Origin of the sequence: Xanthomonas vesicatoria ATCC 35937 (assembly GCF_001908725.1) — a bacterium.
In the GTDB taxonomy this organism is placed as follows: domain Bacteria; phylum Pseudomonadota; class Gammaproteobacteria; order Xanthomonadales; family Xanthomonadaceae; genus Xanthomonas; species Xanthomonas vesicatoria.
The window spans coordinates 4047389-4070378 of record NZ_CP018725.1 but is presented as its reverse complement, the minus strand read 5'-3'; the positions used below and the strand labels follow the sequence as shown (position 1 = coordinate 4070378).

Annotated in this window: 22 protein-coding genes, 1 tRNA gene and 1 other RNA gene; 10 read left to right on the top strand and 14 right to left on the bottom strand. The window is 66.5% G+C overall.

The genetic code is table 11. The features are described 5' to 3' along the window. Positions 1-8 precede the first annotated feature (8 nt). The 7 genes from pth to BJD12_RS17640 all read right to left on the bottom strand — a co-directional run bounded on the left by pth (position 9) and on the right by BJD12_RS17640 (position 5794). On the bottom strand, positions 9-590 hold the full coding sequence (gene pth / locus BJD12_RS17670; protein WP_005988803.1) for an aminoacyl-tRNA hydrolase: 582 nt from the start codon (positions 588-590) through the stop codon (positions 9-11). 50 nt (positions 591-640) lie between these two features. Next, positions 641-1276: a 50S ribosomal protein L25/general stress protein Ctc gene (locus BJD12_RS17665; RefSeq protein ID WP_005988804.1), complete on the bottom strand. Its 636-nt coding sequence runs from the start codon at positions 1274-1276 to the stop codon at positions 641-643. Positions 1277-1386: 110 nt separating this feature from the next. Beyond that, entirely contained in the window at positions 1387-2346 is a 960-nt protein-coding gene (locus BJD12_RS17660) for a ribose-phosphate diphosphokinase (RefSeq protein ID WP_074059435.1), read from the bottom strand. Positions 2347-2509: 163 nt separating this feature from the next. Then, positions 2510-2586, bottom strand: a tRNA-Gln gene (locus BJD12_RS17655). Between the two features lie 3 nt (positions 2587-2589). Next, positions 2590-3474, bottom strand: a complete 885-nt coding sequence (gene ispE, locus BJD12_RS17650; RefSeq protein ID WP_005988806.1) for a 4-(cytidine 5'-diphospho)-2-C-methyl-D-erythritol kinase — start codon at positions 3472-3474, stop codon at positions 2590-2592. After that, positions 3456-4109, bottom strand: coding sequence for a lipoprotein insertase outer membrane protein LolB (gene lolB / locus BJD12_RS17645; protein WP_005988808.1), 654 nt, complete (start codon positions 4107-4109; stop codon positions 3456-3458). Before lolB ends, ispE begins: the two co-directional genes overlap by 19 nt. Continuing rightward, complete coding sequence (locus tag BJD12_RS17640; RefSeq protein ID WP_039420923.1) at positions 4106-5794, bottom strand: tetratricopeptide repeat protein; 1689 nt, start codon at positions 5792-5794, stop codon at positions 4106-4108. Before BJD12_RS17640 ends, lolB begins: the two co-directional genes overlap by 4 nt. A 65-nt stretch (positions 5795-5859) precedes the next feature. Between BJD12_RS17640 and hemA the strand changes: the two genes are divergently transcribed. The 5 genes from hemA (at position 5860) to ppk2 (ending at position 11730) form a co-directional block, all read left to right on the top strand. Beyond that, a complete protein-coding gene (hemA, locus tag BJD12_RS17635) occupies positions 5860-7158 on the top strand; it encodes a glutamyl-tRNA reductase (RefSeq protein WP_005988812.1) in 1299 nt (432 codons plus the stop codon). Then, a complete protein-coding gene (prfA, locus tag BJD12_RS17630) occupies positions 7136-8221 on the top strand; it encodes a peptide chain release factor 1 (protein WP_005988814.1) in 1086 nt (361 codons plus the stop codon). Before hemA ends, prfA begins: the two co-directional genes overlap by 23 nt. Next, positions 8218-9924, top strand: coding sequence for an O-linked N-acetylglucosamine transferase, SPINDLY family protein (locus tag BJD12_RS17625; RefSeq protein ID WP_005988816.1), 1707 nt, complete (start codon positions 8218-8220; stop codon positions 9922-9924). Before prfA ends, BJD12_RS17625 begins: the two co-directional genes overlap by 4 nt. A 473-nt stretch (positions 9925-10397) precedes the next feature. Further along, positions 10398-10916 (top strand): molybdenum cofactor biosynthesis protein B, encoded by a 519-nt coding sequence (gene moaB / locus BJD12_RS17620; protein WP_042827637.1) that lies wholly within the window; start codon positions 10398-10400, stop codon positions 10914-10916. A gap of 31 nt (positions 10917-10947) precedes the next feature. Continuing rightward, positions 10948-11730: a polyphosphate kinase 2 gene (gene ppk2 / locus BJD12_RS17615; RefSeq protein WP_005988820.1), complete on the top strand. Its 783-nt coding sequence runs from the start codon at positions 10948-10950 to the stop codon at positions 11728-11730. Here the strand turns inward: ppk2 and BJD12_RS17610 are convergent. The 4 genes from BJD12_RS17610 to BJD12_RS17595 form a co-directional block, all read right to left on the bottom strand. Continuing rightward, positions 11712-12941 carry a hypothetical protein gene (locus BJD12_RS17610; protein WP_005988822.1) on the bottom strand — a complete coding sequence of 410 codons (1230 nt, stop codon included), beginning with the start codon at positions 12939-12941 and terminating at the stop codon, positions 11712-11714. The two genes, ppk2 and BJD12_RS17610, sit on opposite strands and share 19 nt — an antisense overlap. Positions 12942-13025: 84 nt before the next feature. After that, a complete protein-coding gene (locus BJD12_RS17605; RefSeq protein WP_005988825.1) occupies positions 13026-13292 on the bottom strand; it encodes an acylphosphatase in 267 nt (88 codons plus the stop codon). After that, positions 13292-13900, bottom strand: a complete 609-nt coding sequence (locus BJD12_RS17600; RefSeq protein WP_005988827.1) for a TlpA family protein disulfide reductase — start codon at positions 13898-13900, stop codon at positions 13292-13294. Before BJD12_RS17600 ends, BJD12_RS17605 begins: the two co-directional genes overlap by 1 nt. After that, a complete protein-coding gene (locus BJD12_RS17595) occupies positions 13897-15174 on the bottom strand; it encodes a YihY family inner membrane protein (protein WP_005988828.1) in 1278 nt (425 codons plus the stop codon). The genes BJD12_RS17600 and BJD12_RS17595 overlap by 4 nt, the downstream gene beginning before the upstream one ends. 110 nt (positions 15175-15284) lie before the next feature. Here BJD12_RS17595 and wrbA point away from each other — a divergent pair, with 110 nt between their 5' ends. The 5 genes from wrbA to BJD12_RS17570 all read left to right on the top strand — a co-directional run bounded on the left by wrbA (position 15285) and on the right by BJD12_RS17570 (position 17398). After that, entirely contained in the window at positions 15285-15881 is a 597-nt protein-coding gene (gene wrbA / locus BJD12_RS17590; protein WP_005988829.1) for an NAD(P)H:quinone oxidoreductase, read from the top strand. Beyond that, complete coding sequence (locus BJD12_RS17585) at positions 15878-16222, top strand: DUF2069 domain-containing protein (protein WP_005988830.1); 345 nt, start codon at positions 15878-15880, stop codon at positions 16220-16222. Before wrbA ends, BJD12_RS17585 begins: the two co-directional genes overlap by 4 nt. Before the next feature lie 87 nt (positions 16223-16309). Beyond that, positions 16310-16795, top strand: coding sequence for an asparaginase domain-containing protein (locus tag BJD12_RS17580; protein ID WP_005988831.1), 486 nt, complete (start codon positions 16310-16312; stop codon positions 16793-16795). Positions 16796-16799: 4 nt separating this feature from the next. Beyond that, positions 16800-17273, top strand: a complete 474-nt coding sequence (gene ybaK, locus BJD12_RS17575) for a Cys-tRNA(Pro) deacylase (RefSeq protein ID WP_005988832.1) — start codon at positions 16800-16802, stop codon at positions 17271-17273. Positions 17274-17320: 47 nt separating this feature from the next. Continuing rightward, positions 17321-17398: non-coding RNA, sX9 sRNA (locus BJD12_RS17570), on the top strand. Between the two features lie 37 nt (positions 17399-17435). Here BJD12_RS17570 and BJD12_RS17565 read toward each other — a convergent pair. From BJD12_RS17565 to BJD12_RS17555, 3 genes are all read right to left on the bottom strand, one after another. Further along, on the bottom strand, positions 17436-19133 hold the full coding sequence (locus tag BJD12_RS17565; RefSeq protein ID WP_005988833.1) for a S8 family peptidase: 1698 nt from the start codon (positions 19131-19133) through the stop codon (positions 17436-17438). A gap of 332 nt (positions 19134-19465) precedes the next feature. Then, positions 19466-20875, bottom strand: coding sequence for a S8 family peptidase (locus BJD12_RS17560; protein WP_005988834.1), 1410 nt, complete (start codon positions 20873-20875; stop codon positions 19466-19468). Between the two features lie 261 nt (positions 20876-21136). Next, positions 21137-22882, bottom strand: coding sequence for a S8 family peptidase (locus BJD12_RS17555; RefSeq protein WP_005988835.1), 1746 nt, complete (start codon positions 22880-22882; stop codon positions 21137-21139). Positions 22883-22990 lie beyond the last annotated feature (108 nt).

Below are 22990 nucleotides of genomic sequence, written 5' to 3'. Positions count from 1 at the left end.
CCCATTCTCTATTTTTTTTCGGTATGCAGGCGTTTCATCGCCTCGTTGAAATTGCCGTCCATCGCCAGCGGCAGGACATCGATGGCCGCATCCACTGCGTTGCCGATCGCCGCATCGTCGTCGCGCCCTGCCCGCCCCAGTACCCATGGCACCACGCGGTCCTTGTGACCAGGGTGACCGATGCCGACGCGCAAGCGGTGAAATTTGCCGTGCCCGAGCAGGCGGATCGTGTCGCGCAGCCCATTCTGACCGCCGTGTCCACCGTCGAACTTGAGCCGTGCCGTGCCCGGCGCCAGATCCATCTCGTCATGTGCGACGAGCATCTGCTCCGGTTCGATCTTCCAGAACCGCAACGCGGCAGTGATCGATTTGCCACTGAGATTCATGAAGGTGGCCGGCTTGAGCAGCCAGACCGGTTGCCCTGCGATATCGACCTTGGCCGTTTCGCCGAACAACTTGCTGTCCAGACCCCAGCGGGCGCCACTGCGCTCGATGAGGGCATCGACGAAGCGAAACCCGGCGTTGTGCCGGGTTTGCGTGTGTTCCGGGCCCGGATTGCCGAGCCCGACGATCAGCCGAAGTGCAGACATGCCAGTCACCGCAGCCGATTCCCCGCCGATGCGAGGAACCGGCCGGCGGATTACTTGGTTTCTGCGCCTTCGCTGCCTTCTTCACCGGCAGCGTCTTCTTCTTCGACGCGCACGTGCTTGGCAGCCACCACGGCGACGTCGTGTTCCTTGCCCAGCTTCAGCTCGGGGATTTCCACACCGGCTGGCAGCTTGATTTCGGACAAGTGGATCACGTTGCCCACTTCCAGGGCACCGAGGTCGACTTCAATGAACTCCGGCAGGTCCTTCGGCAGGCAGACCACCTGGACTTCGTTCAGTTCGTGGGTCACGACCACTTCGCTGGACTTACCGGCCGGCGAGCTTGCTTCGTTGACGAAGTGCAGCGGCACAGCGGCGCTGAGCTTCTCGTTGGCGCTGACGCGCTGGAAGTCGATGTGCATGATCAGCTGCTTGAACGGATGGCGCTGCATGTCACGCAGCAGCACCTGCTGCACGTCGCCGTTGAGGTTCAGGTCGAGGATCGACGAGTAGAACCACTCGTTCTGCTGGGCAAGCCAGATCTGCTCATGGTTGAGCTGGATGCTGACCGGCTCGAGTTCGCCACCGTAGACGATGGCCGGAATGACGCCAGCGTGACGCAGGCGGCGGCTCGCACCCTTCCCCTCGTCTGCGCGGCGCTCGACCTTGATTTCGTGAGTCTTTGCCATGTTGTTTCACTACCTAGATTGGAATACCGCCTCGCGGCGATGAAGCGTCTCACCCGCGACCAGGAGAGACGTGGTACCGGCACCCGGAGATCCGGGCGCCGAATGCGGGATCAGTCGACGTAGAGCGAGCTGACCGATTCGCCGAAGGCGATGCGGCGAATGGTCTCGGCCAGCACCTCGGCCACGCTCAGCTGACGAATCTTCGGGCAGGTGCGCGCCGCTTCGTTGAGCGGAATCGTGTCGGTGACCACCAGCTCGTCGAGCTGTGAATTGTTGATATTGTCCACCGCCGGACCCGACAGCACGGGGTGGGTGATGTAGGCGACCACCTTGAGGGCGCCGCGCTGCTTCAGCGCTGCGGCGGCCGCACACAAGGTGCCGGCGGTATCAACCAGGTCATCGACCAGCACGCAGGTCTTGCCCTGCACGTCGCCGATGATGTTCATCACCGTGGCCACGTTGGCGCGCGGACGGCGCTTGTCGATGATGGCCAGATCCGCATCATCCAGACGCTTGGCGACGGCGCGCGCGCGCACCACACCACCCACGTCCGGCGAAACCACGATCAGGTTGTCGGTGCCGTAGGCGCGCCAGATGTCGGCCAGCAACAACGGCGAGGCGTAGACGTTGTCGACCGGAACATCGAAAAAGCCCTGGATCTGGTCGGCATGCAGGTCGACCGTCAACACGCGGTCCGCCTCCATCGCGCAGATCATCTTGGCGGCGACCTTGGCGGTGATCGGCACGCGCGAGGAGCGCATGCGGCGGTCCTGACGCGAATAACCGAAGTACGGGATCACTGCGGTGACGGACTGGGCACTGGCGCGCTTGAGCGCGTCGATCAGCACCAGCAGTTCCATCAGGTTTTCGGCGCTCGGCGCGCAGGTCGGCTGGATGACGAACACTTCCTGCCGGCGCACGCCCTCCTCGATCTCGACCTGTACTTCGCCATCGGAAAAGCGCGTGACCAGCGCCTTGCCCATGCGTACCCCGAGCTCCTTGCAGATGCTCTGGGCAAGCGGCTTGTTGGCATTGCCGGAGAACACCAGCAGGTTACGTTGGTCTTGCATGGGATCTCTCGGGCGGCGGCGAAGAGCGTGCGATGGTGGAGCTGGAGAAAGCCGACCTAATGCCGGGCTGGTTGTTCAATCCCCGCACAAGGATGTACGGGCTGTTGCAGGGGGACCTGCATCTACGGCTGTTGCAGGGGACCTGCATCAATGCATCAAAAACTGGCAGGGGCGGTAGGATTCGAACCTACGAATGCCAGGATCAAAACCTGGTGCCTTGGGCCTCTTGGCGACGCCCCTGCATCAAAACGTTGTTGCATCCAGTGCGTCGAGCAATGGCGAGTGCGCTGCACCCTCCACCACCCACGCCCGCAGGCTGCCCGGCAACTGCGCCAGGGCCTGCTCTGCAGCAGCGCGCGTGGCGAATTCGACGAAACACCCACTTCCCGACCCGGTCAAACGTGGCGTGCCGATCTGGGACAGCGCCTGGAACACGGCCTCGACGGCGGGTTCGCGGCGCCGCAGGACCGGCTCGAACGCATTGTCGAGCTGAGAACCGGAAGCGAAGTCCGCTATTTTCACGGGCGCGGCATCCCGCGTCAATTCCTGTGATTGAAATAACGCCGGCGTGGGCACGTGGACGCCTGGGTCGACCAGCAGGTAGGCGGCCGGTGGAAGCGCAATCGGGGTGAGCTGCTCGCCCACGCCCTCGGCCCAGGCGTTGTGTCCGCGGACGAAGACCGGCACGTCCGCACCCAGCTGCAAACCCAGCGCGGCCAGTGCATCGACCGGCAAGCCCAGGCTCCACAAGGCGTTGAGTGCGACCAGCACGGTTGCCGCATCCGACGAACCGCCGCCAAATCCGCCGCCGGCGGGAATGCGCTTGTCGACGCGGATCTCCGCGCCCGTCCGCGTGCCGGTAGACGATTGCAGCAGCCGCGCGGCGCGGACCACTAGGTCATCGTCCTCGGCAACGCCGGGCAAACTGTCGCCGACGCGCCGAATCAGGCCATCGCTGCGCAAACGAAGATGAATGGTGTCCCCCCAGTCCAGCAGCCGGAACACGGTCTGCAGCAGGTGGTAGCCGTCGGCGCGGCGCCCGATGATCTGCAGAAACAGGTTCAGCTTGGCCGGCGCGGGCCACGCCGACCAGCCATCCAGCGCTGCCATCAGGGCGATACCGTCCACTGATCGACTAGCAGGCGGACCTTGGCGCTGCCGTTATGGGCTTCGATACGCTGCGGCAGCTCGGGTTGGCCGCCGCTGGCAGGCGCCCAGGCGAGAAATTCGATGGTCCAGCCGTCCTGTTGCACCGTGCGCGGGCGCCCGGCGGCGTCCAGATCGACGCGCTGCGCGCCGGCATCGGCAATGCGCAGCGCGCGCACCCAGTCCGGCATCTGATTGACCGGAATGGTCCAGCCGGTCGCCTCCAGCAAGACCTGTTCGGCGTCCGGGCCGCTGCGTGGACCACCGTCCAGGCCATCGAGTCGGCCGGCGCCGGTGGTGGTGTCGCCGGTGAGCACCCAGCTCTGGCGGGTCACCGGGGCACTGAGCTGCACGCGGTACTGCGCGCCATCCTGCTGCCAATCAATGCGCCCACTACCACCGTTACGGTCCTTGCTGATCGCTACACGCCCCTGGAACGACCAGTTGGGATGGGCCAGCAGCCAGGCCTGGCGAGCGGCTTCGGCTTCGCGGGCGCTGCCGGACACGTGATCGACCACCGCCGCGCCGCCGCCCTGCCCGCGCGGCACGCTGACGCAGGCCGACAGGCCGCACAGCACCACCCCGCTCAAGGCGAGCGTGCGGAACGACTTGCTCATAACCCGAACTTTTCCACGGCGCGTTGCAGCGCGCGGTTGTCAGGATCCAGCCGGCGGGCTTCATCGAAGTAGCGGCGCGCCTCGTCCTGCTTGCCGCTGACCCACAGCACCTCGCCGACGTGCGCGGCGATCTCCGGGTCCTTGACCAATGCCCAAGCGCGGCGCAGCTGCACCAGGGCTTCCTTGGTGCGCCCCATGCGGTACAGCACCCAGCCGTAGCTGTCGACGATGGCCGGGTTGTCCGGGTCGGCAGTGCGGGCGCGGTCGATCAGCGCCAGCGCTTCCTTGTAGCGGGTGGTGCGATCGGCCAGGGTGTAGCCCAGCGCATTCAAGGCCGCCACATTTTCCGGTTCGGCGACCAGGATCTTGCGCAGGTCGGCCTCGGCGCGCGCCACGTCGTCGCGGCGCTCCCAGGCCAGGCCGCGGGCGTATAGCAGCGCGCCATCGTCCGGGTAGGCGGCCAAACCACGTTCGAAGGCGTCCAGCTCACCAGGGGCGTCGTCGGCGCGCTGGTGCAGCTCGGCTTCCAGCACATAGGCGTCGCGGCGGGCGTCGTCATCGGCACTGGCATCGCTCTGCAATGCACGCACTTCGGCCAACGCCTCAGGCTTGCGACCCAGCTCGTACAGGGCGCTGGCGGCACGCAAACGCGCTTCGCTCAATTGCGATCCGCCAGGCACGCCGCGGTACCACTCCACCGCCTCGTCGTACCGCTTGAGGAATTCGGCGATCTTGCCCAGCAGCAGGCGGCGGTCCGGGTCGGGCTTGGTAGCGTTGCTCTTGAGCTCGCCATACAGTGCTTCCAACGCGGTGCGGTCCTTCTCTTTGGCGAGCATGGACGCACGTAACCCGTAAGTCTGGGTGTCCTGCGGCCCGGTAGACAGCACGCGCGCGGCCGCTTCGGTCTGGCCCATGGCGTCGTAGGCGAAGGCCAGCGCGCCGCGCAACTCGGAGTTCTTCACCGCCTGCGGTTCGACGTTCTTCAGCAACGCCAGCGCTTCGTCGTTCTTGCCTTCCTGCTGCAACTGGGTGGCATGCAGCAAGGCCACCCGCGGCTCCTCCGGGAAGCGGCGCACCACTTCGTCGACGATGCGCTTGGCCAGCGTCGGGCGCTCCATGCGCAGCGCGAGCCGGCCGAATTCCTGCCACACCTCGATCTGGTTGGGGATGGCACCGGCCTTGACCAGGTCTTCGAGCACGTCGGCCGAGGCTTCCGGCTCGCGGCCGCCATTGGCCAGCGCGATCAGCGCAAAGCGCCAGCCGCGCGGGTCGGGCTCCTTGAGCAGGCCGAGCAAATCACGGCGCGCCGTGCGCAGATCGTTGCGGCGCAGGGCCAGCGAGGCTTCGGTGCTGCGCATCGACATCGACGACGGCGCGCGGGCCCGCCACAGCGCCAGGGCCTCGATCGCACGCGGGTCGTCGTTGGCCAGCATGGCGATGCGGGCGGCACGCTCGGCCAGCCCGGCGTCGCCGGCTTCGGCCTTGGCGGCGTCCAGATAGGCGCGGGCAGCATCATCCAACTGCCCGGCCTGCAAGGCGAATTCGCCAGCGAGCACAGGTTCCAGCGAGGTGGCGCCGGCACTGCTGGCCGGTCGAGCGGGCGGTGCTTTCGTGGGCGCTGCGGCGGCGTTGGCAGAGACTGCGACCAGCAAAAGAACACTCAGGATGCGAATCGGTACAGGCATCGGGGGCAACCGGGCCGTAAAATGGGGCCCTGAATGGCCGCCAGCTTATCGCAAGCAACTGAACAATGACGTTGTGGGTGCTCGGACTGAATCACCAGACCGCACCTGTGGACCTGCGCGAACGCGCGGCGTTCGCAGGTGACGCGTTGCCGCGCGCGCTCGAATCGTTGCGAGCCTTGCCGCAGGTGCGCGAGGCCGCGCTGCTGTCCACCTGCAACCGCACCGAGCTGTATGCGATGGCCGACGATGCACAGACGCTGGCTGGCTGGCTGGACGCGCATGCGCCGGGACTGAGCGGCTATCTGTACCAGCATCAGGATGCCGACGCGGTGCGCCACCTGTTCCGGGTCGCCACCGGGCTGGATTCGATGGTGCTGGGCGAGCCGCAGATCCTGGGCCAGGTGAAGGATGCCTGGGCGGTGGCACGCGCGCATGGCGCACTGGGCAGTGGGCTGGATCGATTGTTCCAGCAGACCTTTTCGGTGGCCAAGCGCGCGCGGACAGACACCCGCGTCGGTGCCAACCCGGTGTCGGTGGCCTCCACCGCGGTGCGCCTGGCGCAGGAATCCTTTGCGCGGCTCAACGAATCGACGGTGTTGCTGATTGGCGCCGGCGAAACCATCGAGCTGGCCGCCAAGCACCTGAGCGAAGGCCGCGTGCGCCGCCTGTTGATCGCCAACCGCACCCTTGCGCATGCGCAGACGCTGGCCAGCCAGCACGGCGGCTACGCCCTGCCGCTGACCGATCTGGACCGCCATCTGGCCGAGGCCGACGTGGTGTTTTCTGCCACTGCCGCGCGCGAGCCGGTGGTGACGCGGGTGCAGGTAGAACAGGCGTTGCGCGCGCGCAAGCGCAAGCCGATGCTGTTGTTCGACCTGGCAGTGCCGCGCGATATCGACGCCTCGGTGGCCGAGCTCGGCGACGCCTACCTGTACACCGTTGACGATCTGGAACGTGCGGTCGAAGACAACCGCCGCAGCCGCCGCGAGGCCGCAGACCAGGCCGAGGCAATCATCGACCTGCAGGTGGCGCGCTATGTCGAGACCGTGCAGGCCAACGCACGCCAGGCACCGCTCAAGCGGCTGCGTGCGTTCGGCGACAGCACCCGCGACGAACTGCTGGCCAAGGCGCGTCAGCAGTTGAGCAACGGCAAGCCGGCCGACGAGGTGCTGGAGCAGCTGGCGCATGCACTGACCAACCGCCTGTTGCACCCGCCGACCGCGGCGCTGCGCGATGCCGCGCTCAATAACGACCTGGAATTGACCAGCGCGGCCGAGCGGCTGTTTCCGGAAAAACCCGGTTACCAACATCCCCCTGTAGCTACCCCGATCGTGAGGACTGATGACGCCGACCCTGCGCCGTAAGCTCGAAGCGCTGGCCGAGCGCCGCGAAGAACTGCAGCACCTGTTGTCCGACCCGGACGTGGTCAACAACAACGACAAGTTCCGCAGCTTGTCGCGCGAGCTGTCGCAGCTGGAGCCGGTGGCCATAGCCCTGGAAGACGAGGCGCGCGCCAAGGCCGACCTGAGCGCGGCCGAAGCCATGCGCAACGATCCGGAAATGCGCGAACTGGCCGAAGAGGAGATCGCTGCCGCACAGGCGCGTTTGGATGAACTGGATGCGCAGCTGGCCTTGCTGCTGGTGCCGCGCGATCCACGCGACGACGGCAACCTGTTCCTGGAAGTGCGCGCCGGCACCGGCGGCGACGAAGCGGCGATCTTTGCCGGCGACCTGTTCCGCATGTACGCCCGCTATGCCGAGCGCCAGGGTTGGAAGGTGGAAATCGAATCCGACAGCCCCGGCGAGCACGGCGGCTACAAGGAGGTGGTGGCACGCGTGGTCGGGCGCGGCGCATATTCGCGGTTGAAGTTCGAATCCGGCACCCATCGCGTGCAGCGCGTGCCGGCGACCGAATCGCAGGGCCGCATCCACACCTCGGCAGCGACGGTGGCGATCATTCCCGAAGCCGATGACATCGAAGAGATCGTGATCAACCCGGCCGACCTGAAAGTGGACACCTTTCGCTCCTCCGGCGCCGGTGGCCAGCACGTCAACAAGACCGAGTCGGCGATCCGCATCACCCATGTGCCCAGTGGCGTGGTGGTGGAATGCCAGACCGAGCGCAGCCAGCACGCCAACCGCGACAAGGCGATGAAGCGACTGAAGGCGCAATTGGTGGAAGCCGAACGCAGCAAGGCCGCGGCGGCCGAAGCGCAGACACGCAAATTGCAGGTGGGCAGCGGCGACCGCAGCCAACGCATCCGCACCTACAGCTTCCCGCAGGGCCGCATCACCGACCACCGGGTGGAAGGACTGACCCTGTACGACCTGCCCAACATCATCGAAGGCGATCTGGATGCCTTGATCGCACGCTTGCTGCACGAACATCAGGCCGACGAACTGGCGCGGTTGAGCGACAGCCCATGAGTGCCAACGTCCCGCGCGAGCTGCTGCAGCTGCGCGAGGCGGTGCGGCGCCAGCCCGGCGATTTCGTTGCGTGGCTGATGCTGGCCGATGCCGAACTCGGCATGGGTGGCATCGCCGCCGGCGAGTTAGCCGTGCAACGCGCATTGGCCTTGCATCCAGGCCACCCGGAGGCGATCGCGCGGCTTGGGCGCGTGCGTTGGGCGCAACAGCGACATGCCGAGGCGTCGCGCTTGTTGCAGCAGGCAGCGGACCTGGTGCCGCAGCATCCGGGCATCGCGCTGTGGCTGGGCCATGCATTGGAAGATGCCGATCAGCCGGAGCAGGCGGCAGCGGCCTACGCACGCGCGTATCACCTGCTGCCCGACGAGCCGTACATCGCGGCGCAGCTGCTCAACTGGCGACGTCGTTTATGCGATTGGCGCGGCCTGGATGCCTTGGCCGCGCAGGTCCGCACCGCCGTGGCACATGGCGCAGCGGCGGTGGAGCCGTTCGCGTTCTTGAGCGAGGACGCCACTGCGGCCGAGCAACTGGCCTGCGCGCGCCTGCGTGCGCAGGCAATCGCCTCGAGCCTGCAACCGCTGCCACCGGTTGCGATACGCAGCCGCGGCGCGTTGCGCGTGGGCTTTGTGTCCAATGGCTTCGGCGCGCATCCCACCGGTCTGTTGACCGTGGCACTGTTCGAAGCATTGCAGCGACGCCAGCCGGCGCTGCAGCTGCACCTGTTCGCGACCAGCCGGGACGACGGCAGCGCAATTCGCGCGCGTCTGACGCAGGCTGCGACGTTGCACGATGTCAGCCTGCTTGGGCATCTGGCCACCGCGCAGCACATCCGCGCGCAGGGTGTGGACGTATTGTTCGATCTACGCGGCTGGGGCGGCGGCGGGCGCCCGGAAGTGTTCGCACTGCGGCCGGCGCCGGTGCAAATCAATTGGCTTGCCTACCCGGGCACCTCCGGTGCGCCGTGGATGGATTACGTGCTGGGCGACGCCTTTGCATTGCCGCCGTCGCTGGCGCCGTTCTACAGCGAACGAGTGCTACGCGTGAACCGCGTATTCCAGCCGTCGGACACCACGCGCACGCTTGGCGAGCCGCCATCGCGTGCCGAATGCGGTTTGCCCACGCAGGGCGCGGTGCTTTGCTGTTTCAACAATAGCTACAAACTCAATCCGCGCAGCATGGCGCGCATGCTGGCGGTCCTGCGTGCGGTGCCCGGCAGCGTGCTGTGGCTGTTGTCGGGGCCGGGCCAGGTCGATGCGCGGTTGCGTGCGGCAGCACAGGCGCACGGCGTGGATGGGCAGCGCCTGGTCTTCATGCCGAAGTTGCCCCATCCGCAGTACCTGGCGCGTTACCGGCACGCGGATCTGTTTCTGGATACGCATCCTTACAACGCGCACACCACCGCCTCCGACGCACTGTGGGCAGGTTGCCCGGTACTGACCACGCCCGGCGAGCCGTTTGCCGCGCGGGTAGCGGGCAGCCTCAATCAGCATCTGGGGCTAGAGGAGATGAACGTGGCCGACGACGCTGCGTTTGTGGCCAAGGCGGTGGCGTTGGCAGGCGATGCTGATGCGTTGGCTGCTCTGCGTTCGCGTCTAGGCGAGCAACGGCAACGCAGTGGGGTTTTCGATATGGATGGGTTTGCGGACGATCTGGCGGCCCTGCTGCAGACGATGGCACGGGAACGTGGTTGGTTGGGGATTTAGTTGGCGGTTGGCGGTTGGCGGTTGCGGCATGTCAGGGAATGTTGAGGGCGGCTGTGGCTCAAGCCGCTGCCTGCAACGGAGTTAAGCCAACCGCTGCCGAGAGAGCAGCGTCCTTCTCGGGACCAGATGAGCGCAGCGCCCGGTGAGGGTGCACGCAAGGCTGTAACGCTCAGGCCGCGACTGCTTTTGCTCGGGGCTCTGCTGATCGCTGCGGCCTTGAGCCCCCAAATGTAAGAAGTGCTGATTGGAGGCTTCGCCCGTACCGTCACCCTACCCCTCTCCCGTAGGAGAGCGGATTTGATCCCTGGGCGTTGAGAGTCAGAGCGCGCGCGATGCTGACGCCCGCCATTTCCAGTATTGATCGACGTCCAACACCGATCGAATTCAGGCACCGTCCGTATCCACCACTCGGCGTCACTCAAATTGACATCGCGGCACTGTACCCAGCCGCTGCGGCTGGTTACGCTGCCGGCATGCCTTCTACTCCCGACTTCATCCCCCTGCGCCTGTGCGTGCTGACGGTGTCCGACAGCCGTACGCTGGCCGACGACCGCTCCGGCGATTATCTGGCCGACTCCCTCACTCACGAAGGCCATGTGCTGCACGACCGCGCGCTGTGTCCGGACGACCGTTACCGCATGCGTGCGATCGTGTCGGCGTGGATTGCCGATGCGCAGGTGGACGGCATCCTGGTCACCGGCGGTACCGGCTTCACTGGCCGCGATAGCACGCCGGAGGCGATCACACCTCTGCTGGACAAGGTCATGCCGGGCTTCGGCGAGATGTTCCGCGCCATCAGCGTGGACGAAATCGGCACCTCTTCGCTGCAGTCGCGTGCATTTGCGGGGCTGGCCAATCACAGCTTCGTGTTTTGCCTGCCCGGCTCCACCTCGGCGTGCCGCACGGCGTGGGAAAAGATCGTGCGTGCGCAGCTGGATGCGCGCACCAAACCGTGCAATCTGGCGACACTGCGTCCACGGCTGGGCGAATAGCCTGCGCGCTCGATCGCCGAACGGAACGCGCATGTCGCACCTGAAACGCAAGGCCTACAAAAAGTTACTGGCACCGCTGCAGTTGGAGCTGGTGGGCATGGCGCGCTGGCTGCGCCACACCAATCAACGCGCCCTGGTGCTGGTGGAAGGCCGCGACACCGCAGGCAAGGGTGGCGTGATCCAGACCATCGCCAGCCATCTCAACCCGCGGCAATGCCGCGTGGTGGCACTGCCTAAGCCCAATGATCGCGAAAGCACGCAGTGGTACTTCCAGCGCTATGTGACGCATCTGCCGGCTGGCGGCGAGTTGGTGCTGATGGATCGCAGCTGGTACAACCGCGCCGGCGTGGAACGGGTCATGGGCTATTGCACCGACGCGCAATACGAGGCCTTTCTGGAGCAGGCGCCGCGCTTTGAACAGATGCTGGTCGATGACGGCATTCTGCTGTTCAAGTACTGGTTGTGCGTGGACCAGGCCGAGCAGGAAGAACGCTTTGCTGAGCGCCACGAAGACCCGCTCAAGGGCTGGAAGCTGTCGCCGGTGGATCTGCAGTCGCGCACCAAGTACGACGATTACACCGCTGCGCGCGAGCGCATGCTCGAAGCGACCCACACCCCGGATGCACCATGGACGCTGGTGGATTTCAACGACCAGAAACGTGGTCGATTGAGCCTGATCCGCGATCTGCTGGATCGGTTGCCGGACACCTCGGTGCCGGAAGAGCCGCTAGCGCTGCCGCCCTTGCACGGCAAGCCGCACAAGGAGCGCTATGGCGTGCTGGAGCCGATCGACGATTACGCCGGCCAGTCCTGAGAGACTTCGTCGCTGGCCGTGGAGGCACGTGGCAGCGGGTGTAGGCCGGCCTGACGTTCGGCCTGCTCGGCCTGCACCACGAGCTGGCTCAGACGCTGACTGAACAACTGCATGAAACCGCGGTGCAGCGGGCGCATCGCCTCCATGTAGTCCACATCATCGGCTTGCGCGCCGAGCGGGCTGCAGGACGATAGGAGTACTTCGTCCAGGCGCAGGGCGCTGTCGGGCAGACGCACCAGTGCGGCGCGACGCAACCAGTCGCGCATGCCTTCGCGATATTCGGCAGCCAGGATGTAGGCCACTTCGACCTGGTCCAGGTCCACGTCCGGGTTCCATGCCAGCACCTGGATCACCTGCGAGCGCTCGTCCAGCATGCGGCCTTCGGCAACCAAGGCATGCAGTTGCTGCAGCAGCCGCCACTGCACGCCGGCCGCGTCGCGTTGCGCGGCGGGCATCACTTCAATGGCCAAGGCCAGCCGGCGTGCGAACAGAGCCGGCACGTCGGCCAGGACGATCGGGCCCGCATCGGCGCCCAGCAGGAAACGCTCGGTGCGCAGCGCGGCGGTGTCGGGCAGGTAGCCGTCCTGCAACGGGCGCATCACGCCGTGATCGAGCAGCGACAGCACCACGTCAAGCCAATAACGACGCTCCTGCTGCAGCGTGCGGTTGACCGACGCGTTCTGCCAGGCGGTGCGCACTTCGTCCAGGCGTGCGATGCAGGCCTGGGCATCCATCCCATCCCACGGCGCGCGGGTGGCATCGTTGGGGTCGAAGGTCTCGGGGCTGAGCATGCCGGCCCCGAAGCGGTGCCAGGCAGCGCCGCGCTGGGTGTCAGTCGGGTCGAGGCGGGGTGTGGCAGATACGGTCGGCGCCACCGGGCGCAACAGCGTCGCATAGGCATCGGTCCAGGATTCGGGCAGACGTGCAGACATCGGGTAGGTTGCCGACGGCTGCGCCAGACCGCGACGCGCCAGACGCAGGCTCCACGCCACCGCACCGATCACGATGCCACCAAACGTCCATGCCAGCAGCCAGCTGGTGGCGGCCTGTTCGGGCTGCAGGACGCGGGTGGACGGCTGCACGAACAGCAACCAGCCACTGCCCAGCAACGCGCCGAGATACAGCCACGGCCCGAACTGCGTCAGCTGGCGATTGCGGCGCTGTGCCGCCAGATCGTGCCCGTCGTTGTGATCTTGAGATGGAGCGGCCATTACATTCCCCTGAACGCCTGATCGCGTTGAGAAGGTTATCGGCGAGGCAACGCAACTCTTTTGCCCCGCCGTGGCGGCACGCACTCAGCCAGTTACAAATTCTTCAGTCGGCGGAATCGGGCACGCCGTGCGCGTCACCGCCGTCACCTGCGCTGCTGGCGGGCCCTGCCACAGCCAGGTTTCCAACGCCTCCAGCGCGGCCGCGCTGCCGGCGGCGACCACCTCCACGCTGCCGTCAGGCTGGTTGCGGGCGTGCCCGTACAGGCCCAGCGCGAGCGCGCGCTCGCGGGTGGAGGCGCGGTACCACACACCCTGCACGGTCCCGCTGACCACAAAGCGCGCGGCCTGCATCACCCCGCCTTGCCGGTGATGCCGACCGCCGCTTCGATGTCGCGTGCGGTGACCGGGCCGAGGAACTGCTTGGCCACCTTGCCGTCCGGGCCGATCAGATAGGTCATCGGCAGGCCGCGCGGGGTGGCGAAGTCCTGTGGCGGCTGATACGGGTCCAGGATCGCCACCGGGTAGGACACCGGGTGGTCTTTCAAAAATGCCTGCATGTCGGCGGCGGTGATGTCTTCGTACGCCAGGCCTACCACTTCGACGCTGTCGCGCATGGTGTGCAGTGCCGACAACTCGGGCATTTCCTTCAGGCAAGGCGCGCACCAGGTGGCCCAGAAGTTGACCACCACCCACTTGCCGCGATGCGCCGCCAGGTCGTAGGTCTCGCCCGACACCGTGGGCAGCGACAGCTTGGGCATCTCGGCGGTCTGCTGCACCACCGAAGTGTTGGCCGCGCTTGCCGGGTCAGCGGCAGGTTTTTCGGGTGCCTGGGTGGTTGCGGCAGGCTTCGCCCCCGAATCGGCCACAGCGGGCGTGCCTTGCCCGGTGGGCTTGCAGGCGGTCAGGATCAACAGCGGCAACAGCAGCGCGCACGCGCCGCGCACAAGGCGCATCGTCATGAGGGATCTCCGGGGAGGTGGGTGTAGAGGTCGCCGACCGGTTGCGCCAGCACGCCGCGCAATGGTTGACGCAATTGTTCCAGCGCAGCGGCGGCGGCCTGGCCGTAGGCATCGTCGCGGCACGGCAACGGGCGGTCTTCGATTGGCACGCGCAGCTGGCAGTTTTCGTAGAGTTCGGCCAACGGCACCACATCCAGATCGCGCGCCAGCAGCCATTGGCCGCGTTCGTCTCGCCGCAGCAGGCGGATGCGTTTGAGCTCGCACAGCAGCTCCTGCATCAGCGTGTCGGTGAGCATCGGCTCCAGCGCGAGGATGCGGTCTTCGTCCAGTCCATTGCCGTGGATACGCGCCTGCCGGAACCGGCCGAGCAGACGCAACAGGCCGTAGATTTCGAAACCCGGTGGCAGGCGCATGGCTTCAGGCTGATAGCGAAACGCAGACATCGACGAGGCAAGCGATGCACCCAGCAATACCGACACCCAGCTCAGATAGATCCACAGCAGCAGGATCGGCAGCGCCGACAGCGCACCGTAGATGCGTTGATAGGTCTGGAAATTGCCGAGATAAAAGCCGAAGCCCCACTTGACGATTTCCATCAGGATCACCGCCAGCAGCGCGCCTGGCAGTGCATGCCGCAGGCGCACCACGTGCTGCGGCACCACGCGATAAATCAGCACGATGCAGACGAATTCCACCGCCATGGGCGCCAGGCGCCAGGCGAATCCGGCCAGCCACTGGCCTTCGGTGGTGCGGAACAGCGGAAGCGCAAACACATAGGCCGCCATGGCCATCGCGGCGGCGGCGAGCATCGTGCCCAGCGTCAGCACGGTCCAGTAAATCAAGAACCGGGTCACCTTGGGCCGCGCGGCAGCCACCCGCCAGATGCTGTTGAAGGTCTGCTCGATGCTGTGCAGGGTGATCAGCAACGAGGCCACCAGCGCCACCATACCGGCGACGGTGAACTTGCCCAGATCTTCCAGCGAGCGGTTGAGGTAGTTCTGTACCGAGCGCGCGGCGCCCGGCACGAAGTTGTTGAAGATGAAGTCGGTGAGCGCGTCCTTCCACTCGTTGAAGGCGGGAAACGCCGACAACACGCCGAACACCACGATGGCCAGCGGCACCAGCGCAAACACCGTGGTGTAGGCCAGCGAGGCGGCGGCCTGGAACAGGCGGTCGTCCAGAAAGCGGCGCCACAGAAAGCGACCGAAACTCACCGTCCGCGCGCGATCGCGCAGACGCTCTTTCCATTGGTGGAGTTTGTTCACACGCGACATCGCGCAAGGGTACCCGATGCGCCGTCATCGCGGCCTTGCCGCACCTGCGGCGTGCAGGCAGGCGGTGGCATGGCCGATACTGCGGCAACTCAATAAGCGGTAGAGGCACGATGGCGGAGATTCTGGTGCTGTATTACAGCCGTGGCGGCTCGGTAGCGCGGCTGGCGCGGCAGATCGCGCGCGGCATCGGCGAAGTGCCGGGCATGAGCGCGCGGCTGCGCACGGTGCCGCCAGTGGCCGCGGTCACCCAGACCAGCGCCCCGCCGGTGCCGGACGAAGGCGCGCCCTACGTGGACCGCGCCGACCTGGCCGAATGCAGCGGCCTGCTGCTGGGCAGTCCGACCCGCTTCGGCAACATGGCCGCACCGATGAAGCACTTCCTCGACAGCCTGGGCGCCGAATGGGCCACCGGCACCCTGGCCGGCAAGCCGGCTGGCGTGTTCACGTCCACCGCCTCGATGCATGGCGGCCAGGAATCCACCCTGCTGTCGATGCACTTGCCGCTGCTGCACCACGGCTGCCTGATCGTCGGCATCCCGTTCACCGAGGCCGCGCTCAGCCACACCACCAGCGGCGGCACCCCGTATGGCGCCAGCCATGTGTCCGGCGCCGGTGGCGACCCGCAACCCAGCGAGGACGAAGCCCTGCTGGCGCGCGCGTTGGGCCGCCGGGTCGCCGACATCGCGCGCCGGCTCGCAGCGCCGTGAGCCTGCGCGCTGTACATTGGCTGCTGACGTTCGCACTGCTGGCGCTGGCGGTGTTGTACGTGATCTGGTTTCACGACGACCCGCGCCGTGCCGCCGCCTTGCTGGTCTTCGCGCTGCCCCCGGCACTGACCGGCGTACTGGCCGTGCGTAGTGCCCGTGCCCGTTTCTGGGCCGGCACCTTTGCGCTGGGCTGGTTCAGTCACGGCGTGATGGCCGCCTGGAGTCAACCGCACGTCCGCGCTCTGGCGTGGCTGGAACTGCTGCTGGCGCTGCTCGTCATCGGGTTGGTCAGCGGGCCCGGCGTTGCCGCGCGCTTCGGCAACAAACGCGCCCCGCGCTAAGGCGACGCGCTGCAGCGCGCGCCGTCGCGCCGTATCATGACGGCCCTCGCGCGCCCTGCACCGCGCACGTTTGAAGGATTGGCTGCAATGGAAGACCTCCTGATCGTCACCACCGGTGGCACGATCGACAAGATCTACTTCGACGATAAATCCGACTACCAGATCGGCGACCCGCAGATCGGCCAGATCCTCAAGGAACTGGGCGTGACCTTCCGTTTTTCGGTGATTCCGATCATCCGCAAGGATTCGCTGCACATCACCGAGGCCGACCGCGAACTGATCCGCGCCACCATCGCCGCCCAACCGACACGCCACGTATTGATCACCCACGGCACCGACTCGATGGTGGAGACCGGCAAGGTGTTGCAGTCGATCGCCGACAAGACCATCGTGATGACCGGCGCGCTCAATCCGGCGCGCTTCCGCGGCTCGGATGCGGAATTCAATATCGGCTGCGCGGTCGGTGCAGTGCAGTCGCTGCCGGCCGGCGTGTATATCGCCATGAACGGGCGCATCTGGAATCCGGAAAAGGTGCGCAAGAACGTCGCCGCCAACCGCTTCGAGTCGCTCTGAGGCCATGAGCAAGGCCACCCGCGCGACCAAGGCATTGGACGCTGCCGGTGTGGCCTATGTGTTGCATCCCTACGACTATCAAGCCGATGCAGACGCCAAAGGCCTGCAGGCGGCAACTGCGCTTGGGCTAGCACCGCAGACGGTGCTGAAGACATTGATGGCCTGGGTCGACGATCTGGCCGTGTGCGCAGTCATTCCCTGCGACCGGCGCCTGTCGTTAAAGAAACTGGCCAGCGCATGCGGCGGCAAATCCGCACGCATGATGGACGTGGCCGATGCCGAACGCCGCACCGGCTATAAGGTCGGCGGTATCAGCCCGCTCGGTCAGCAACGGCAGGCGCCGGTGCTGATCGAAGCTACCGCGCTGGACGCACCGGCGCTGTGGATCAACGCCGGCCAACGTGGGTTGCTGCTGGAATTGCCCGGCGAACAGCTGTTGCAGGCCCTCAGCGCACGCGCCTGCGCGCTGTGCGAGTAAGAGCGGCCAACAAGACGACTGCGCAGCCGCCGGGCGCTCGACGCGGCATGTCCCACCCGTCCACTCCGTTTTCTGAGTGCACTGTCCTCACCGGCCCGACGACTGCTCGCTACGTCTTGTCAGCCGCGATAAGCCGCGGCGATCGAGCTGCCGAGGCGATACTCAGTACGCCGCCGTGACGCTGACTCCCGAAAACGCCAGCGTCGCCTTCAACCGCACGTAATACGTACCTGCCGCCGGTGCGTTCAGTGTGCAACTGTCGGCATTTCCGGGCAGCAAGCTGCGGCAGATGTAGACAGTGTCGGTGGGCAGTGCAGCTAGGCGCAGCGACAGATCCGCATTGCCGCTGCCACCGTTGAGCGTCACCTTGAGTGCGCGGGTGCCGGCCGGCACATTGATCTGGTAATACAGCGCATCCGACTGCGCTGCACTCAAGCCGATACGCGCCACATTACGGCTCAATGTCGTTGACGCGATCACCGCCGCCACCGCGCCATCGGCATTGACCAGGCCCGCACCGCAGCCCTGTGTGCAGGCAACCGGCAATGGCCGGGCGCTGCTCTTGAGCATGGCTTTCACCACGGCCGGCGTAAGCGGATTCAGTGCCACTGATTGCATCAGCGCCACCACACCGGCCACATGCGGTGCGGCCATCGAGGTGCCGCTGTAGGACGCATATGCCGCATTTCCCGAGACCGTGGTGCCGCTGTTGAGCGTGGAAACGATGGCCTGCCCCGGCGCTGCGATATCCACGCCCTTGCCGAAGTTGGAGAAGCTGGCCTTGGCGCCTGCCGAAGTCGTGGCCGCCACTGCGATTACGTTCGGGCAATTGGCTGGAACGCTGGTGGAGACATCCAGATTGCTGTTGCCGGCTGCCACCACTACCGAGCTGCCGCGCGTCACTGCGCCGGTGATGGCTGTGCTCAACGTTGTCGAACAACTGCCGGCGCCACCCAGCGACAGATTGATCACCGTGGCCGGATTGGGATTGGCCGGCACGCCGTTGACCTTGCCGCCCGATGCCCAGACGATCGCATCGGTGATATCGGACATGTAACCGCCGCATCGGCCAAGCACGCGCAGCGGCAGCAGCTTGGCATTGAACGCGGTACCGACCACCCCGACTGCATTGTTGCCGACCGCCGCCACGATGCCGGCCACATGCGTGCCATGCCAGCTGGAGCTGGAGGCCGATGCACCGGGCCCGCACTCGTTGGCGGCAGTCCAGTCGCCCTGGTCGGCAGAAGTGGCATCGCGCCCATTGCCGTCGCGCGCCGTCGCTGGGTCGGTGATGAAGTCGTAGCCGGGCAGCACATTGGCGTCCAGATCCGGATGTTTGGTAATGCCGGTATCGATCACCGCCACCACGATGCCCTTGCCGGTGGTGCGGTCCCACGCCGGCCGGATATTCAGACCGGCGGTACTGGTACCCATCGCCCACTGCTGCGGCACGCCCGGATCGTTGGGCACCAGCAAGGGACGCATCAATACGTCCACTTCCACGCGCTTGACGGCCGGGTCGGCGGCAAGACGCCGCATCAGGCTTTCTGCGTCCACGCGGTCCAGTTTGCGATCGGCCACCAACAGCATCGGGCCGGTGCTGAGCCGGCGTGTGGCGGATAACCCCACCGCGCGCCCGCGCTGTGCAGGCACGACGCTGGCGATCTCGCGCCACGGCTCGGACAGGCCGGTCGCACGGCTGCTGCCCACACGGTCCTTGTAGCTGACGATGAAACGTTGATGGGTGGAACTGGAGGCCAGCCCCTGCAGGCTCACCTCGCCGGCAGTGGCATAAAAGGTGCAGGACAACGCACAGACAAGTGCAGCGTGGCGCAGCACCCCAACCGAGACATGCGACATGGATCAACCCTCCCCAAGGAGCTGAAAGTCGGAGGACACCACGCCGATACCCTCTGCGAGGCGCACTGCCTGTCGTGGAGCGGCCGTGTACGGCGATGCCTCACGTGCGCTGGCTATCGGCGTGCCAGATGCGTAGCTGAAGCGGCCGGAGAGCAGTGCCATGGGCTGTGTTCAGCCATTGCCGACGCTGGCCGGCCAACGCCCAGGCGTGGCCAAGCCCCAAACGCACACTGCCCCACCGAAGCGGGGCATTTCAAAACACCGACAACTGCGTCGGGACCGGCCCGACGTCGATGCCAGCGGTCAGGCCGGCATCGCATCTCGCCTTCGCCTTACGGGGTCTGGCTGACCGCTCCGGCTGCGTTGACGATGCCGGCACCGCAGCCGCCCGAGCAGGCGCCCGGCAACGGACGCGCGGTGTTCTTCAACAGGGTTTCCACTGCCGCCGGGGTCAGCGGACGGCTGGCCGCCGACTGCACCAGCGCCACCACGCCGGCGACGTGCGGTGCGGCCATCGAGGTGCCGTTGTAGCTGGCGTAGCTGGCCGAACCCGGCGTGGTGGTGCCACTGTTCAAGGTCGACAGGATCGCCGAGCCCGGGCCGGAGATGTCGATGGTGCTGCCGAAGTTGGAGAAGCTCGAACGCGCGCCTGCCGAGGTGATCGATGCCACCGAGATCACGTTGGCGCAGCTGGCCGGCGTGAAGTTAGCCACGTTGGCATTGCTGTTGCCGGCCGCCACCACCACCGTGGTGCCGCGCGACACCGCGCCGTTGATCGCGTTCTGGTAAGTGCTGGAACAGGTGCCATTGCCGCCCAGCGACATGTTGATCACCTCGGCCGGATTGGCATTGGCCGGCACGCCGGACACACTACCGCCGGAGGCCCAGACGATCGCATCGGCAATATCCGACGTACTGCCCCCGCACAGGCCCAGCGCACGGATCGGCACGATACGCGCATTGAATGCGGTACCAGCCACACCGGTGCTGTTGTTGGTCACCGCGGCAATGGTGCCGGCCACATGGGTGCCGTGCCAGCTGGAATTGGCCGCGGCAACGCCGGTCCCGCACTGGTTGGCAGCACGCCAGTCGCCCTGGTCGGCCGGATTGTTGTCGCGACCATTATTGTCGCGCGCACGCGCCGCGTCGCTGATGAAGTCATAGCCCGGCAGCACGTTGGCGTTGAGGTCCGGGTGGCTGGTGATGCCGGTGTCGATCACCGCCACCACCACGCCGGTGCCGGTGGCGGTGTCCCAGGCCGGACGCACGTTGATGCTGGAGGCGGTGGTGCCGAAGCCCCACTGCTCCGACAGCCGGGTGTCGTTCGGGGTCAGGACCGGATACATGATCTGGTCGACTTCCACGTAGTCCACGCTCGGGTCGGCGGCGATGCGGCGCATCAGCGTTTCGGCTTCGGCGCGGTCCAGCCCACGGCTGGCCTTGAGCACTTCCGAGCCCAGCGCAGTGCGGCGCACGTGGTTCAGGCCCAGCGCGCGACCGGCGCGGGCCGGCACCGCGGTGGCGACAGAATTGAGCGATGCGCGCATCGACGTCGGGCTTACTGCCGGGCTGCTGCCGTCCTTGTACTTGACGATGAAGCGGTCCAGCGTGGGCTGCGAATCCAGGCCAGACAGATTGACCTGACCGGCAAACGCCGGCACGGCCAGCAGGGAGGTCAGCGCGGAAACACCCAGCACCACCAGTGCGCGTGCAGGTGCACGACGTTGCGACACATTGGACATCGATCGTTCCTCAAGAAGTAAGAAGTACCGCAGCTGCGGCGAGATGGCCGACCCCTTGCCGCATGCCGCGGTTCGGGGCGGAATGGACGGGCGATGACGCCCGTCGAAACGACTGACCGGCGTCCATTCCGGCCGAGCGGCAATGCCTCGCCAACGCCTGCCGAAACGGCAGACGTGGGCGGACATCGCAGATGGGATGCAGCGCTGGTTAGCGCTGCCTGGCCAGGCGGCCAGACAGCGCCCCAGCGTCGTAGGACAGGCTTAGTAGCTGGCGCTCAAGGTCACACCGGAGAACGTGCTGTACGCCTTGACCCGCACGTAGTAAGTGCCCGAGGGCGCGGTAATGCTGCAGGTTTCGGCATTGCCGCTGCGGTACGGGCGGCAGGTGTAGGTCGTGTCGGTCGGTGCACTGCCGGCGCGCACGTACAGATCCGCATCGCCGGTACCGCCACTGATCGCCACGGTCAGCGTCCCGCTGCCGGCGGGAACGGCGATGGTGTAGTTCAGCTCCGCACCGCTGGCCGCACCCAGGCCGGTGACCGGCGTGCCGTTGGTCAGCGTATTGCCGGTTCCGCCACCGCCACCCCCGTTGCTGCCGCTGATGGCCGCCGTCACTGCGGCGTCGGCATTGACGATGCCGGCGCCGCAACCGCCAGAACAGGCACCGGGCAACGCGCGCGCGGTGTTCTTCAGCAGCGTTTCCACCGCTGCTGGAGTGAGCGCGGTCGGTGCGACCGACTGCACCAGCGCAACGACGCCGGCCACGTGGGGGGACGCCATCGAGGTGCCGTTGTAGGACGCATAGCTGGCGCTGCCCGGGGTGGTGGTGCCGCTGTTGAGCGTGGACAGGATCGCCGAGCCGGGCGCGGACACATCGATCCCGGCGCCGAAGTTGGAATAGCTGGCCTTGGCGCCGGCAGAGGTCGTGGCCGCCACCGCAATGACGTTGGCGCAGTTGGCCGGCAGCGAACCGGACACGTTGGCCGAGCTGTTGCCGGCGGCCACCACCACAGTGGTGCCGCGCGAGACCGCGCCGCTGATCGCGTTTTGCATGGTGGTCGAGCAGGTGCCGCCACCACCGAGCGACATGTTGATGACCTCGGCCGGATTGGCGTTGGTCGGCACACCGCTGACGCTGCCTCCCGAGGCCCAGATGATGGCGTCGGAGATATCCGACAACGAACCGCCGCACTTGCCGAGCACGCGCACTGGCACGACCTTGGCGTTGTAGGCGGTACCGGCCACGCCGGTGTTGTTGCCGGTCACCGCGGCGACCGTGCCGGCCACGTGGGTACCGTGCCAGCTGGAGTTGGAGGCCGGAATTCCGGTGCCGCATTCGTTGGCGGCGTACCAGTCGCCCTCGTCCGCCGGATTGCTGTCGCGTCCATTGCCGTCGCGTGCAGCCGTCGCGTCGCTGATGAAGTCGTAGCCCGGCAGGATGTTGGCGTTGAGGTCGGCGTGCGTGGTGATGCCGGTATCGATCACTGCGACCACCACGCCGGTTCCGGTGGCCTTGTCCCAGGCTGGGCGAATGTTGAGGCCGGCATTGGTGGTGCCGAACGCCCACTGTTCGGACAGGCGGGTGTCGTTGGGCGTCAGCGTGGCGCGCAGGATCTGGTCCACTTCCACGCTCTGTACGTTAGGGTCGGCAGCAAGCTGGCGCATCAGGGTCTCGGCCTCGGCGCGATCCAGCGCGCGGTCGGCCTTGATCAGTTCCGGCCCCAACGCCAGACGGCGGACAGGGGCCAGGCCCAATGCCTTGCCGGCCTTGATCGGCACCGCACGGGCGGCGGTGCGCAACGCGCTGGTCAATGCACTCGGGCTGGCCAGCGTGGTGCTGCCATCCTTGTAGGTCACGATGAATTTCTGGTGGGTCTGGGCGGTGGCAAGACCGTCCAGATAGACCTCACCGGCAAACGCAGGCGTTGCCAGCAACAGGGAGGTCAGCGCGGCGGCACCCAGGACGGTGAGCGTGCGAGGACGCTTGCGGAAAGACTCGTTCGACATCGAATTCCCTTCTAGATCAAAGAGAACCGCCGTAGCGGTGTAGTCCGGCGCCGTCTTCCATCAGTCGGCGCCGAGGTCCTCGAACCGACCCCCTGTTATCGATTCGTT

Excerpts from the sequence above, each read along its gene's own strand:
- lolB (WP_005988808.1), bottom strand. The coding sequence starts at position 4,109 with ATGAGCAAGTCGTTCCGCACGCTCGCCTTGAGCGGGGTGGTGCTGTGC.
- BJD12_RS17665 (WP_005988804.1), bottom strand. The coding sequence starts at position 1,276 with ATGGCAAAGACTCACGAAATCAAGGTCGAGCGCCGCGCAGACGAGGGG.
- ppk2 (WP_005988820.1), top strand. The coding sequence starts at position 10,948 with ATGTCGCACCTGAAACGCAAGGCCTACAAAAAGTTACTGGCACCGCTG.
- BJD12_RS17595 (WP_005988828.1), bottom strand. The coding sequence starts at position 15,174 with ATGTCGCGTGTGAACAAACTCCACCAATGGAAAGAGCGTCTGCGCGAT.
- BJD12_RS17560 (WP_005988834.1), bottom strand. The coding sequence starts at position 20,875 with ATGTCCAATGTGTCGCAACGTCGTGCACCTGCACGCGCACTGGTGGTG.
- moaB (WP_042827637.1), top strand. The coding sequence starts at position 10,398 with ATGCCTTCTACTCCCGACTTCATCCCCCTGCGCCTGTGCGTGCTGACG.
- BJD12_RS17640 (WP_039420923.1), bottom strand. The coding sequence starts at position 5,794 with ATGCCTGTACCGATTCGCATCCTGAGTGTTCTTTTGCTGGTCGCAGTC.
- BJD12_RS17580 (WP_005988831.1), top strand. The coding sequence starts at position 16,310 with ATGGAAGACCTCCTGATCGTCACCACCGGTGGCACGATCGACAAGATC.
- prfA (WP_005988814.1), top strand. The coding sequence starts at position 7,136 with ATGACGCCGACCCTGCGCCGTAAGCTCGAAGCGCTGGCCGAGCGCCGC.
- BJD12_RS17625 (WP_005988816.1), top strand. The coding sequence starts at position 8,218 with ATGAGTGCCAACGTCCCGCGCGAGCTGCTGCAGCTGCGCGAGGCGGTG.
- BJD12_RS17610 (WP_005988822.1), bottom strand. The coding sequence starts at position 12,941 with ATGGCCGCTCCATCTCAAGATCACAACGACGGGCACGATCTGGCGGCA.
- BJD12_RS17565 (WP_005988833.1), bottom strand. The coding sequence starts at position 19,133 with ATGTCGCATGTCTCGGTTGGGGTGCTGCGCCACGCTGCACTTGTCTGT.
- BJD12_RS17660 (WP_074059435.1), bottom strand. The coding sequence starts at position 2,346 with ATGCAAGACCAACGTAACCTGCTGGTGTTCTCCGGCAATGCCAACAAG.
- BJD12_RS17605 (WP_005988825.1), bottom strand. The coding sequence starts at position 13,292 with ATGCAGGCCGCGCGCTTTGTGGTCAGCGGGACCGTGCAGGGTGTGTGG.
- ybaK (WP_005988832.1), top strand. The coding sequence starts at position 16,800 with ATGAGCAAGGCCACCCGCGCGACCAAGGCATTGGACGCTGCCGGTGTG.
- hemA (WP_005988812.1), top strand. The coding sequence starts at position 5,860 with ATGACGTTGTGGGTGCTCGGACTGAATCACCAGACCGCACCTGTGGAC.
- BJD12_RS17555 (WP_005988835.1), bottom strand. The coding sequence starts at position 22,882 with ATGTCGAACGAGTCTTTCCGCAAGCGTCCTCGCACGCTCACCGTCCTG.
- pth (WP_005988803.1), bottom strand. The coding sequence starts at position 590 with ATGTCTGCACTTCGGCTGATCGTCGGGCTCGGCAATCCGGGCCCGGAA.
- wrbA (WP_005988829.1), top strand. The coding sequence starts at position 15,285 with ATGGCGGAGATTCTGGTGCTGTATTACAGCCGTGGCGGCTCGGTAGCG.
- BJD12_RS17600 (WP_005988827.1), bottom strand. The coding sequence starts at position 13,900 with ATGACGATGCGCCTTGTGCGCGGCGCGTGCGCGCTGCTGTTGCCGCTG.